This window comes from Brucella sp. (assembly GCF_032066345.1).
Taxonomy (GTDB): domain Bacteria; phylum Pseudomonadota; class Alphaproteobacteria; order Rhizobiales; family Rhizobiaceae; genus Brucella; species Brucella pseudogrignonensis.
Window position 1 is genome coordinate 127,857 of record NZ_DAMBKZ010000005.1, and the last position, 12,696, is coordinate 140,552.

Below are 12,696 nucleotides of genomic sequence, written 5' to 3' on the forward strand. Positions count from 1 at the left end.
CTCTCAAATCGAATTGGAAGCTTTGTTTACCCGTTTGCGCGACCTTTGGCCAGATTCTTCAACTTTTCCAGAGCAGTATCTGGGTTCTCCTGGTAGGCGATTGTTCCGCGGAAGCGACCGCCCTTATCGAGAAGGAAAACAGAAGCCGTGTGGTCGACTGTGTACTCGCCGTCTTCAGTTGGAACTTTCTTGGCATAAATGTGATAGGACTTTACCACGTCAGCTACACTTTCAGGTGTGCCGGTGACACCAATAATGCGGTCGGATACGTTGCTGACATAGGTTTTCATGATGTCCTGCGTATCGCGCTCAGGATCAACAGAAATGAAATAAGCTTTAATATCAGCAGCTTCAGGGCCGAGCTGTTTCAGATAACCGTCCAGTTCATAAAGCGTGGTCGGGCAAACATCAGGACAATGGGTGAAGCCGAAGAAGACAAGGGAAGGTGTTTCGCGCAGGTCTTTCTCGGTAAATGGTTTCCCATCCATCGACACCAGATTGAACGAACCGCCGAATGGCTGGTCAGCTGAATTGCGGTCACGGATCAGATTAAAGCCAGCAGCACCGACAATCACGATGATGAAAGCGAAGATGAAGATGGGCAGGAATTTTTTCATGTCCAGTCAGCCTTGAATTTTGTTTTGTATTTATCGCACATAAGCACGCTATTCTGAATTTACATCGATCTGCGACAGGAAAGCGCTTATATGCAAGCGCTGACTAACTGCCGCAGGCGATGTTGGAACTGCAATGTCAGTCTAGCAGAGTGCAAAGATTTCAGAAAGTTTTGAAATGACGCAGGGTGAAGACCTTCGTTTCCAGAATAGCGAACCGCGGATCCATTCGACCGCGCAGCTCAAATCCAGCAAGCTGGGCCGGTATGTCGACATTGGTGAGCGCGTAATCCTGCGTGAAGTCACGGTGGGCGACTTCACCTATTTTGAGCGTAATGGCGAAGGCATTTATGCTGAGATCGGAAAATTCTGCTCTATTGCTGCTAATGTGCGCATAAACGCGCTTGAGCATCCGATGGAACGGTTGACGACCCATAAGGTGAGCTACCGGCCCAATGAATATTTCCGTTATTTAGGTGTGGACGGCGAGTTCCGCGCGCGACGTCAGGCAAAGCGTGTCACCATTGGCAATGATGTGTGGATCGGCCATGGTGCGGTGATTACACCCGGCGTGACCATCGGCCATGGCGCGGTGATCGGTGCCAATGCGGTGGTGACGAAAGACGTAGCGCCTTATCATGTCGTGGGCGGCGTTCCGGCACGGATCATTCGCAAGCGCTTTGACGACAAAATCATTGAAAGACTGCTCGCACTCAACTGGTGGGACTGGCCAGTGGAAAAGCTTTATGAAGCTGTTCCCGACATTCAGGTGCTTGAAATCGAAGCCTTTCTGGAAAAATGGGGTGTTTAAGCATCCCAATCTTGCAAAGCCCGATTTGCTTCTCCATTTTTCCATCACAGTTACTGGAGATTTCCAATGTCCAAATTGAATAAGCTCGCTGGATTGCTTGTTGCCCCAATGTTGCTGATCGGCGCATCGGCTGCCGTATCGGCTGAGGAAGTCGGTCAGGTCGGTGTGGACTGGCTGGGCAATGATATTGTGGTTGATGCTGTGCAGGACCCGAAGGTGCAGGGCGTTACCTGTTATCTGGCGTCGTTTTCTCGTGGCATGATTGACCGGTTGCAAAAAGGCAACTGGTTCGAAAACCCGTCCAACGCTTCGATTTCCTGTGAGCAGTCTGGTCCGATTACCATTGGAGACATCAAGCTTGGCAAAGGCGGAGAGCGGGTCTTCTCAGAACGCACAAGCCTGATCTGGAAGAAGTTGGTCATCACGCGCATCTATGACCAGAAGAACAATACGCTGCTCTATCTCGCTCATGTGACACAGGTTCAGGATGGTTCAGCCAAGACATCGCTGTCGACCGTTCCACTCTTTAAAGGCGATGTGACGTGGGAGAAAGGAAAGCCGGAATAATTTCCGGCTTATTTAGTTTTCATGATCTATGCACGCTGGACGAAGCTGTCGAGAACGCGTTTTTGTCCGGCTTTATCGAAGTCGATGGTCAGCTTGTTTCCATCAATCGTCGCGATTGTTCCATTGCCAAACTTGATATGGAACACGCGGTCGCCGACGAAGAAGTCTGATGGTTTGTCAGCAACCGATTTTGCAACCAGTTCACCGTCAATCGTGCGCCCCTTAATGGAACCACGACCAGCACCAAAGCCTGAATCCGTTTCGCCATAGCCAATGCGTTCGACATTGGCACCGGAGCGTGAACCCCAATTGTTGCGAGTAGCATCCGAGCGGTTCTGCTGCGCGCGCTGCCAGCCGGGCGTCGAATAGGAGTTCTGGAAAGGATCAGCCTTGTCGAAGCGCGATTGTCCATAGCCGCTATTGCCGTAACCGCCGTAATTGCCTTCCATTTCCGCTACTTCGACATGCGTTTCAGGAAGTTCTTCCAGAAAGCGAGACGGAATGGTCGATTGCCACATGCCATGAATGCGGCGATTGGAAACGAACCAGATATGCAGGTTCTTTTTGGCGCGCGTCACGCCGACATAGGCGAGGCGACGTTCTTCTTCCAGACCAGAGCGTCCGCCTTCATCGAGCGCACGCTGATGTGGAAACAGGCCTTCTTCCCAGCCGGGCAGGAAGACGGTTTCAAATTCGAGACCCTTTGCGGAATGGAGCGTCATGATGTTGACGGCATCCATATCCTCGTTCTTCTCGGCATCCATGACGAGCGCAACATGCTCAAGGAAGCCGCGCAGGCTCTCATATTCCTCCATGGAACGGATAAGTTCCTTGAGGTTTTCTAGACGGCCTGGCGCCTCTGCCGATTTGTCATTCTGCCACATGGCTGTGTAGCCAGACTCGTCGAGAATGGTTTCGGCGAGTTCTGTGTGTGGGGTATTGTCGAGAAGTGACTGCCAGCGACGGAAATTATCGACCACTTCACGCAGTGCCGAACGCGGCTTTGGCTTCAGCTCTTCGGTTTCAACCAGATCGCAGGCCGCAGCAAACATCGAAATATCGCGTGCGCGGGCATAATCATGAACCTGACGAATGGCCGCTTCACCAAGCCCACGCTTCGGCGTGTTGATGATGCGCTCAAGTGCCAGATCGTCGGCCGGTTGCGCAACAACGCGCATATAGGCCATGGCATCCCGAATTTCGAGGCGTTCATAGAAGCGCGGACCACCGATGACCCGGTAATTGAGGCCGAGCGTCACGAAGCGATCTTCGAACTCACGCATCTGGAAGGATGCACGCACGAGGATCGCCATATTGTTGAGCAGATGGCCCTGACGCTGCGCCTGTTCAATCGCTTCTCCAACTGCACGGGCTTCTTCTTCTGAATCCCATGCGGCGTGGATTTTGACTTTTGGATCATCAGGGTTTGGCGCTTCAGTGAAAAGCGTTTTGCCGAGACGACCTTCATTATGTGCAATCAGATGCGCTGCAGTACCGAGAATATGCGCCGTCGAGCGATAGTTGCGCTCAAGCTTGATGACGACTGCGCCCGGAAAATCCTTCTCAAAGCGGAGGATGTTATCCACTTCTGCGCCGCGCCAGCCATAAATCGACTGATCGTCGTCGCCCACGCAACAGAGATTGACTTTGTTTTCGCTCACGCCGAGTTCGCTATGCTCACCGGCTCCGCGGGGGCCTCGCATTGGCTCGGACGCCCTAGCGGGCTGTATCGGCGTGTTTTCTGTGGCGACGGGCGCTGTTGATTTTGATTTAGGCCTCTGAGCCAGAAGACGTAGCCACATATATTGCGCGGTGTTGGTGTCCTGATACTCGTCCACCAGAATGTATCGGAACTTGGCGTGATACTCGCGCAGGATATCCGGATGATTGCGAAAAATGCGAATCGGATGCAGCAGCAGATCGCCAAAGTCACAGGCGTTCAGCGTGCGCAAGCGTTCCTGATAGGCGTGATAAAGTTCACGGCCTTTGCCGTTGCCAAACGAACGTGCATCTCCTTCGGGGATATCGGCAGGACCAAAGGCTTTGTTCTTCCAGCCATCAATCATGTTGGCGAAAGTACGGGCAGGCCAGCGCTTGTCATCCAGACCTTCGGCCTGAATAAGCTGCTTGATCAGCCGGATCACATCATCCGTATCCAGAATGGTGAAGTCAGAAGTGAGGTTTACCAGCTCAGCGTGTTTACGCAGCAATTTCACCCCGATGGAGTGGAACGTGCCAAGCCAGGGCATACCTTCAACCGCACCGCCAACCAGATGGCCGATACGTTCCTTCATTTCGCGCGCGGCCTTGTTGGTAAAGGTCACGGCGAGAATCTGGCTTGGATAGGCGCGGCCGGTTGTTAGAATATGCGCAATACGTGTGGTGAGAACGCGAGTCTTACCCGTGCCTGCACCCGCGAGAACCAGAACCGGACCTTCTGTGGTCAGAACGGCCTGGCGCTGTTCTGGGTTCAGCCCTTGTAGATAATCGGGTTCGCCACGTTGTTGGTTGCGCGCTGCCATGGCGCGTGCGGCAATTGAGCCTGCCGCAGGCGCGCGGTCAGCCGGTACGTCATCGCCGAAAAACGGCATATCGTCGGGGAAATCGGACATTTGCACCGAATGTAGTGATTCTTGGAAGAAAGACCAGTAAATTACTCAAGCTGAGTGACGCGCCGGTCCGTGAAATTGAGGCGGTGCGAAGCAAGGGCTTCCACCAATCCGCGCATTTCCGGCTCGCGGCTCAGCAAATCATCGAGCTCTGTCATCTGGTTCATGGCGATCAGGCGCAGGATGTCGTCACGGATTGTGCCGTCATCACGTCGAGGCAGATGTGCAACCGGCTGGATGAGTTCAAGCTTCGTTCCCTTTAGCCGCGCACGCAGACTTTTTTCATCTGCATCCAGAGTTTCAACGAACGCATAAAGGCCAACGCCTTTGGCGGGCAGCGAATAGAGCGCAAGCGCCACGTCTTTCACGCGCGGATCAGACTTGAGGGCCGCCATGATGGCTGGGCCTTCATTGTCGATACGGTCGCCCGTGCCTTCACCATCCGACCAGTTGAAAATGCCGCGGGTGATAAAGTTGTAGACTTTTTTGCCGGTCGCGAGCCAGATACGTGATGGCAGCGAGCGCCGCGCGAGAATACGCTTTTCGGTCGGTGTCATCAGATCGGAAGCAAAGGCGCGTTTCTGCTTTATAAGGTGACGGAAGTCTTCATAGGCCAGCAGGCGATAGAATGCACCGCGACGACGATGTACGCTTGCCAATTGGAAATCGATTACAGCTGCTTCGCCTTCTGGCGTCATCAACCAGTTTTGTGGCTTGGCAAGATCGTTATGCGTAACGCCCATACGGCGCATGTCGCGCAGAATGCGATGCGCTGTGCGATACCATTTGGGATCGGAAGGCCGCGCAAGATGCAGGGGTGTGCCATCCGTCCATGAACGATAAAGGCCGTCACGATCAGTAAAAAGAAGCTGTGGAACACCTTCGATGCCGCGGACTGTTTTCAGGCCACGGATTTCACGCCGCGCCAAAATCCATGCCAGCGGCTTCGACCACCATGGAGCGGCGCTGACCACGCGGCGAATGATGCGGGTTTCCGGATCGCCCGCAAAATAGCCTGCGCGGGTTTCGGAAAAAACATCGCGCTTGAATACGGCGGTTTCCACAAACTCCGGTATGCGGTCGCCTTTTGCGGGTACATCAATATTCGGTTTCTGAGCCATAAGGCTCCACTAGCGGTTCACGCGCGATCAATCAAGTTTGATGGTGCGGGTAAGCGGTTGCCTTCATGTGATTGAGGGCGCAAAAGAACTCACACTGAATTTTGGGGAGATAATGCAACATGGCTCAGAGCGACGATATCAAGCAGATTATCCGACAGGAACAGGCGTTGATTTTCACGTCTTTCAACGAAAATGATGCGTTTTCTCTTGGTCATCGCATTCGTGATCTGGCCGTGAAGCAAAAGCTTTCAGTTGCTATCGATATTTCGCTTTGGGATCGCCGTCTGTTCTTTGCATCTACTGCCGGAACGACTGTGGACAACAGCGAATGGCTGCGCCGCAAATTCAATGTCGTGCGAAGGTTTCATGCTTCGAGCTATCGCCTTGTTCTTGAACAGAACCGCGACGACAAGATGTTTGCGGCCCACAAGGCGCTTGATGTTGCCGATTATGCTCTCGCGGGTGGCGGTTTCCCGATCAATGTGGCGGGTGCAGGGGTGATTGGAACAGCAATTGTTTCAGGTCTGCCGCAGCGAGAGGATCATAACCTGGTTGTGCGAGCCATTGCGGAGCATCTCGGCCAAGACCCCGTCGCTCTGGCTTTGCCCGCAGCATAGAGAAAAATCCTTAAACTTGAATCAGTTTAGCGTAAAATTATGCTCTGATTTTAAAGTGTTAGAGCGCCCGGCGCTCTAATTTGAAATACGGAGAATGAACAATGTCGCTTCAGAATGTGGTTGCCCTTCAGCGTAATGAGGAGGGTATTGCTGCCGCAGTTGAAATCCTGAAACAGCGTTTTGGCGAACGCGCCCAGACCGGGCAGGCAATCCGCGAGCAGCATGGCCACACGACGACTTATGTGCCGACACAGGCACCTGACATTGTCATTTTTGCGCATAATACGCAGGACGTGCAGGAAGTCGTCCGCATCTGTGCTGAGCATAAGGTTCCGGTGATTGCCTTTGGTGCCGGTTCCTCGCTTGAAGGTCAGGTGAATGCGCCTGCGGGTGGTGTTTCGATTGATCTCACACAGATGAACCGCGTTCTGGCTGTTCATGCGGAAGACCTGGATTGCGTTATTGAACCGGGGATCACACGTCGCGAACTCAACGAGTATCTGCGCGATACCGGGCTTTTCTTCCCGATTGATCCGGGTGCGAACGCAACACTCGGCGGTATGGCTTCGACGCGTGCTTCCGGCACCAATGCGGTGCGCTATGGCACCATGCGCGAAAACGTGCTGGCGCTCAAAGCCGTTATGCCGGATGGCCGTCTTATCGAAACGTCCAAGCGCGTGAAAAAGACAGCCGCTGGCTATGATCTGACACGCCTGTTGATCGGTTCAGAAGGGACGCTCGGTATCATCACCGAACTTACCTTGAAGCTCCAAGGTATTCCGCAGGCTGTTTCAGGCGGGATTTGCCCATTCCCGGATGTTGAATCGGCTTGCCGCGCGGTGATTGAAACCATCCAGATGGGTATTCCGGTTGCGCGCATTGAGCTTGTCAACAAGCTTCAGATGGAAGCGCTGATCCTGCATTCCAAACTGCCTTATGAGGCCCAGCCATATCTGTTTGTCGAGTTCCACGGCACGGAAACCGGCGTCGCCGAACAGGCCGAAATCTTTGGCGAGATTGCCGCTGAAAATGGTGGCGGAGAATTTCGCTGGACCAATGATCCAGAAGAACGCGACCGGCTCTGGCGTGCGCGGCATGATGCCTATCTTGCGTCCTTCCTTCTGCGCACAGGCGCAAAGGGAGTCTCAACTGACGTCTGCGTGCCGATTTCGCGGCTTGCCGACTGTATTGCCGAGACAGAAAAAGATTTGGCTGAAAGCGCTCTGATTGCGCCAATCGTGGGCCATGTTGGGGATGGCAATTTCCATCTTCTGCTTCTGCTCGATACCGATGATGCATCGGAGATGGAGCGCGCCGAAGATTTCATGGATCGTCTGGTCCGGCGTGCAATTGCTATGGAAGGCACCTGCACGGGCGAGCACGGCATCGGGCAGGGTAAGATGAAATACCTTCCCATGGAGCTTGGTGAGGCGACTGATTATATGCGGATGATCAAGAAAGCGATCGACCCGTATAACATTATGAACCCCGGGAAAATCCTGATTTCCTGATTCAAATCAGCGTTTTGAATCGTCTTTTTGATAAGGCGATTCAATATCACCCATGAAACAGCCATGAATCGCTTCGGAGAAGGCAATTTGCCTTGTTATCGCCGGAACGATGCCGTTATGTTGCACCGATAAAGACCGCGTGATTCACCCTTTGTTTCGTGCGGCGAACATTAAGCATTTTATCGGAGCTTCGTTTGGGTCGCATATTCGTCATCGTGGGTGGATTGCTGGTGCTGCTTTTGACTGCAGCGCTTGTCGTGCCGCCATTTGTCGACTGGAGCGGCTATCGGGCTGAGTTCGAACGTGAGGCAAGCCAGATCCTTGGCCGGCCGGTTCATGTGACAGGCGATGTCAGTGCTCGATTGCTGCCGTTTCCTTCGGTGGCTTTCTCCGATGTGCGGGTGGGGGCAGATGTCAAACATCCGGTAATGACTGTCGATACTTTCTCGATGGATGCCGAACTGATGCCGTTTCTGCGCGGCCAGTTGCTGATTTTCGATATGCGCGTGGAGCGTCCGCAGGCAACAATTTCGCTTGATAAGGATGGCAAGGTTGATTGGGCAATTCGCCCGTCAACGCCGCTCGATCCGGCGAAGATCAAGGTTGAACGTCTTTCGATCACAGATGGCAAGGCGACACTGGTCGACAGAGCCAGTGGCCGTTCGCATGAAGCGACAGCGATTAATGCTGTTATGTCGGCCAATAGTCTTGCAGGTCCGTGGAATGCCAACGGTACACTCAACATCGAAGGGCAAAAGCTCGCGCTCGATCTTAACAGCGGCGAAGCAAAACCAAATGGTTCATTGCGTCTGCGCGCGCGTATTTCGCCCGAAGCTGTACCTGCATCGTTTGAAACTGATGGTGACATCACGCTTGATGATGGCCGGTTGAATTATGCCGGTAATTTCTCACTGCGCTCTGCTGATGCGATGGCACCTGCTGCCAAAAACCAGAAGGCTCCAATCGAGAAGCCATTCTTCAGCGATCTTCGCGTTAGTGGAAAATTCGATGCAAACAAGAGCCGTTTCGATGCGAGCGAGTTTCGCATGGAGCAGGGGCCTGCCGACAACCCTTATGTTGTGAACGGCAAGGCGCTGATTGATTACGGTGATACGCCGCGCTTTGAGATCAGCGCTGATGGCCAGCAGATTTTTTGGGGTCCGGTCGATACGCAAGAGAGCCAAGCGGAAGTGCAGACCATTCCGATTGCCGATCGAGTCGCGATTGCCCGGCGAATACTGGAGCAATTTCCGATACCTGGCATGCCTGGCAATGTCGATTTGCGTCTGCCTGCGGTAATTGCAGGTGGTACCACAATTCGTTCCGTAACCGTCAGTGCGGAGCCTGATGGCAATGGCTGGAATATTCGCCAGTTCGCAGCCGACCTTCCAGGTCGCACCAAGGTTGAAGCCAAGGGCAGGCTTTCAGTGGGACGCGATTTCGGGTTCGCGGGTGATATGCTTGTGGCCTCACGTCAACCATCCGGTCTTGCTTCGTGGCTCAATGAAACAGTCGATGAATCGATCCGCAAACTCGATGGCGTCGGTTTTTCAGGCAAAGTTGATCTGCGCGACGGAATGCAGAGCATCGATAATCTCGAAATCGGACTTGGCAAAACGACACTCAAGGGCAGTTTCTTGCGTCAGATAGCAGGTTCAGCTGAACCTGCTATCACTTTGCGCCTACAGGGTGGTTCTGTTGATAGAAATGCTTTGCGGGCGTTTACTGGTTTTTTCTCAGACGGCCACGGCATGGCCTCGCTTGATGGACAGGCGCTTGATATCGGCTTTAAAGCAGGCCCAGTCCAATATGAGGATATGGAAGCAGGCAGCGTCGATCTCGCTGTACGCGTGCATGGTGGCCGTTTTGATTTTGATCGCTTGATGATCAATGACGTCGCGGGCACAACCCTTACTGCAACCGGAACTTATGAGCCTTTTGCGACTGCGCCATCTGGCTCGCTGGATGCGACCTTGTTGTCTTCCGATCTTTCGCAATTCCTGACTTTGGCTGCGCATCGCCATCCGCAGGTTCCGTTCTTCCGCTCGCTTTCAGCGCGCGCGGATAACTATCCCGGCCTGTTCGAAGACACTGAAATCAACATCATCGCAAATGCGGTTGCACCGCCCAGCAACGTTGCCGCATCGGCAACCGCCGCGAGCAAAAATGCGGGCAAGGATAAAAGCGCGCGCACCAAAGAAGCGAACACAAAGACACCAGCCAAAGGTGGAGAAGCCTCGTTCAGTGTGACTGGCAAAGCGGGCGGGATGAAGCTTGATTTATCCGGAACAACGAGTGGTGGCAGCTCCGACAGTGATCCGATGCAAATGCAGCTTAATGGCACAGCATCGTCGCCGAATGGCGAGACAGTGCTTGCATTGCTGGGAGTTCCATCTTTGCCACTTGGCCTTGCTGGTGAATTGACCGCTGATCTGACGATGCAGGGTGCACCAAGCGCTGGTATGCGTACTCAACTCAAGCTTACCGCGCCTGACGGTAACGCGGTCGCCGATGGTATTCTTTCATTGGTTGGCGGCGATATTGCTGCGAGCGGCAAGGCTCAGTTGAAATCGGCCGATTTGCAGCCCTTCATTGCGACGGCCGGTTACACGCTTCCTGGTTTTGGGGAAGGGCTTTCTGCCGATCTCTCCAGTGATTTTCAGTTCGCAAAAGGTTTGCTGCGCTTCCCAAATTTCGCAGGAAAACTTGGCGGCGATGACATCTCTGCACGCATAGAGGCGAATTTTTCTGACAGTGGTCTGCCGCAGATCAAGGGTGAAGCAAAGCTTGCATCAATTGAGCTGGCGAGCCTTGCTGGGATCATGCTTGGGCAGGATGCGATAGAACCGACAAAAGCGGGTAAAGGGTCTGTGTGGCCGAAAAACACTTTTGCTGTTCGACCGTCATTGCCGTTGCTCATGGACATGAAACTGACCGCAGCCCAGGCGCATATGGATGGATTTGGAACAGTCAGTGATTTTTCCACGCGGCTGCAAAAAAGCATTGATGGGCTCACGCTTGGTGAACTGACTGGAAATTGGGCTGGTGGCTATCTGGTTGGTAACGTTTCGCTGCGCAATAACGACAAGACTGCGCTGTTGACCTCTGACCTAAAATGGAGTGGTGCAGCACTTCAGGACCTCTACCATCTGCCAGATGGTGGCATCCCGCTTGCCGGGACAGTGAAGGCCGCATTGTCGCTGAACGGCAGCGGCACAAGTGTCGCGGAACTCGTGTCATCACTTGCGGGCACGGGAAGTGCAGATGTTGAAAACTTCGCCATCAACGGGCTTGATGCTGCTAGTTTCCCCGCGATGTTGACAGCAGCTGATACACTGGCAGATCAGCCTACAGGTGCCACGCAGATTGATGCGAAGCAGTTTGTGGCAATTGCCGATAAAGCAGTTGGCCAAGGGCAGTTTATTGCAGGCATGACCAGATTTGATTTCACCATCGCCGGTGGCATCGCGCGACTTTCGCCATTTAGTTTGAGCGCTGGCGATACGGTGCTTTCTGGTGACTTGCAGTTTGATCTTTCCACGCTTGCTTTGGGTGGTACTGGCAGCTTGTCTTTCAAAAACGCAGATAATGCTGAAGCTGATGGCGCTGCCAATTTGCGTTATTCAATCGGCGGCACTTATGACGCGCCTTCGGCTCAGTTTGACCGTCAGCCGCTGGTGCAATTCCTCACACAGCGTGCGCTTGAGCGTGAGCAGGAGCGCGTTGAAGCGATGCAGGCAAGCATTGTTGAAAAACAGCAGCTGCGTCGCCAACTTGATTTGCTTACTTCCGATGAACAGGAGCGCGAGCGTGTGAAGCAGGAAGAGGAAGCGCGCAAAAAAGCTGAAGCCGATGCACGGGCTGAGGCCCAACGCAGGGCTGAGCAAATGCAAAATGATGGGGCTACCATACCTGTGCCAAGTGGCGGCGGAGCACCTCTCAATGGCCAGAATGGTCAGTCGCTTAATGATTTCCTGAAGAGTCTAGAGCCTTCGCCAGATACGCAGCCCAGCCCACAAACTCAGCCTTAAATTAGGTTAATTTGTTACTGGCAGTTTGGCTTTAAGCCATTCAAGCGCATGAAGACGCAAAGCTGATGAAAGATTTATCATTCGGTCGCGTTGACTGTCGATTTCCGCGATGAGAGCGGCAACGGCCATCTCACGTTCTTGAGCTATCTCTTCTATGATTTCATAGAAGGGGTCCTCCAGCGTGTAGCTGGTGGCATGTCCACGAATGCTGACGGAATGCTTGCGAAGCCGGGCAGAGACACTCACGCTCCGTCATCCGGTTTCTTGCTCGGCTCCAGCCGATTGAGGGTGAGGAATTTTTCAGCTTTTCGCGTTTCTTCTCGCGCGAATTCTTTCTCGGCTTTCGTGCGTCCATGAAGAATACGGTTCTGCTCGGCCTGCTGTTCTTTCGACTGGCGAGCCTTCTGTTTCTTGAACTGGCGCAGATTGACGATATCGCTCATGAAAGCCTGTTATTCGATTAGTGGGTTAGGCTTGCAACCGCCCCTGTTATTTTCTTGGCGTTCTGGGGTTTGTAAACCACCAGATGGCCAATGACAGCACAACAAGCATAAGCAAGCCGAACGTCATTTGCCAGAGCGGAAAATTCGGCTCATCCTTTGCAACGAATACCGCAGCAATAAGCCCGCTGAGCCACAAGACTGCCTGTGCAATTAAACGCAGCATAAAACCACCATCCAAATCGTTGCCAATATTTGTATAATTATCGCCTAATTGTCCGTATGCCTTGATTAAAGTCAATTGGGCAAAAAATCTGGCTTATGGGAAGGTCGCTTTTGAGCGCGCAAATGAAAACGCCAGAGAGGAAAACCTGC

11 protein-coding genes are annotated in these 12,696 nt (G+C 53.3%); 5 read left to right on the forward strand and 6 right to left on the reverse strand.

Annotated features, from left to right (window positions below; all coding sequences use genetic code 11):
* Positions 1-26: 26 nt before the first annotated feature.
* A complete protein-coding gene (locus tag RT142_RS08555; RefSeq protein WP_064320817.1) occupies positions 27-617 on the reverse strand; it encodes an SCO family protein in 591 nt (196 codons plus the stop codon).
* A gap of 175 nt (positions 618-792) precedes the next feature.
* On the opposite strand from RT142_RS08555, the gene RT142_RS08560 reads away from it, so the two are divergent.
* Positions 793-1,425 carry a DapH/DapD/GlmU-related protein gene (locus RT142_RS08560; protein ID WP_313028324.1) on the forward strand — a complete coding sequence of 211 codons (633 nt, stop codon included), beginning with the start codon at positions 793-795 and terminating at the stop codon, positions 1,423-1,425.
* Between the two features lie 66 nt (positions 1,426-1,491).
* A complete protein-coding gene (locus tag RT142_RS08565; protein WP_113160019.1) occupies positions 1,492-1,992 on the forward strand; it encodes a CreA family protein in 501 nt (166 codons plus the stop codon).
* Between the two features lie 26 nt (positions 1,993-2,018).
* Here the strand turns inward: RT142_RS08565 and RT142_RS08570 are convergent, their stop codons facing one another.
* Together RT142_RS08570 and RT142_RS08575 are read right to left on the reverse strand one after the other, a co-directional pair.
* Positions 2,019-4,604, reverse strand: a complete 2,586-nt coding sequence (locus RT142_RS08570; RefSeq protein WP_112805706.1) for an ATP-dependent helicase — start codon at positions 4,602-4,604, stop codon at positions 2,019-2,021.
* Positions 4,605-4,645: 41 nt separating this feature from the next.
* A complete protein-coding gene (locus RT142_RS08575; protein ID WP_007875734.1) occupies positions 4,646-5,722 on the reverse strand; it encodes a serine/threonine protein kinase in 1,077 nt (358 codons plus the stop codon).
* 119 nt (positions 5,723-5,841) lie between these two features.
* Between RT142_RS08575 and RT142_RS08580 the strand changes: the two genes are divergently transcribed.
* The 3 genes from RT142_RS08580 (at position 5,842) to RT142_RS08590 (ending at position 11,881) form a co-directional block, all read left to right on the forward strand.
* Positions 5,842-6,339: a heme-degrading domain-containing protein gene (locus RT142_RS08580; RefSeq protein WP_064320815.1), complete on the forward strand. Its 498-nt coding sequence runs from the start codon at positions 5,842-5,844 to the stop codon at positions 6,337-6,339.
* Positions 6,340-6,440: 101 nt separating this feature from the next.
* Positions 6,441-7,850 (forward strand): FAD-binding oxidoreductase, encoded by a 1,410-nt coding sequence (locus RT142_RS08585; RefSeq protein WP_231195837.1) that lies wholly within the window; start codon positions 6,441-6,443, stop codon positions 7,848-7,850.
* A 194-nt stretch (positions 7,851-8,044) separates the two neighbouring features.
* On the forward strand, positions 8,045-11,881 hold the full coding sequence (locus RT142_RS08590; protein WP_313028327.1) for an AsmA family protein: 3,837 nt from the start codon (positions 8,045-8,047) through the stop codon (positions 11,879-11,881).
* A 6-nt stretch (positions 11,882-11,887) separates the two neighbouring features.
* Here the strand turns inward: RT142_RS08590 and RT142_RS08595 are convergent, their stop codons facing one another.
* The 3 genes from RT142_RS08595 to RT142_RS08605 are packed head-to-tail and all read right to left on the reverse strand — an operon-like array spanning position 11,888 to position 12,622.
* On the reverse strand, positions 11,888-12,127 hold the full coding sequence (locus tag RT142_RS08595; protein ID WP_007875722.1) for a ribbon-helix-helix domain-containing protein: 240 nt from the start codon (positions 12,125-12,127) through the stop codon (positions 11,888-11,890).
* Positions 12,124-12,324, reverse strand: a complete 201-nt coding sequence (locus RT142_RS08600; RefSeq protein ID WP_007875721.1) for a DUF4169 family protein — start codon at positions 12,322-12,324, stop codon at positions 12,124-12,126. Before RT142_RS08600 ends, RT142_RS08595 begins: the two co-directional genes overlap by 4 nt.
* Positions 12,325-12,370: 46 nt before the next feature.
* Positions 12,371-12,622, reverse strand: coding sequence for a hypothetical protein (locus RT142_RS08605; protein ID WP_064320811.1), 252 nt, complete (start codon positions 12,620-12,622; stop codon positions 12,371-12,373).
* Between the last annotated feature and the right edge of the window lie 74 nt (positions 12,623-12,696).

What these genes read in the sequence shown, in the direction of transcription:
- RT142_RS08560 (WP_313028324.1), top strand. Translation starts at nt 793, where the DNA reads ATGACGCAGGGTGAAGACCTTCGTTTCCAGAATAGCGAACCGCGGATC.
- RT142_RS08600 (WP_007875721.1), bottom strand. Translation starts at nt 12,324, where the DNA reads ATGAGCGATATCGTCAATCTGCGCCAGTTCAAGAAACAGAAGGCTCGC.
- RT142_RS08585 (WP_231195837.1), top strand. Translation starts at nt 6,441, where the DNA reads ATGTCGCTTCAGAATGTGGTTGCCCTTCAGCGTAATGAGGAGGGTATT.
- RT142_RS08570 (WP_112805706.1), bottom strand. Translation starts at nt 4,604, where the DNA reads ATGTCCGATTTCCCCGACGATATGCCGTTTTTCGGCGATGACGTACCG.
- RT142_RS08575 (WP_007875734.1), bottom strand. Translation starts at nt 5,722, where the DNA reads ATGGCTCAGAAACCGAATATTGATGTACCCGCAAAAGGCGACCGCATA.
- RT142_RS08580 (WP_064320815.1), top strand. Translation starts at nt 5,842, where the DNA reads ATGGCTCAGAGCGACGATATCAAGCAGATTATCCGACAGGAACAGGCG.
- RT142_RS08555 (WP_064320817.1), bottom strand. Translation starts at nt 617, where the DNA reads ATGAAAAAATTCCTGCCCATCTTCATCTTCGCTTTCATCATCGTGATT.
- RT142_RS08565 (WP_113160019.1), top strand. Translation starts at nt 1,492, where the DNA reads ATGTCCAAATTGAATAAGCTCGCTGGATTGCTTGTTGCCCCAATGTTG.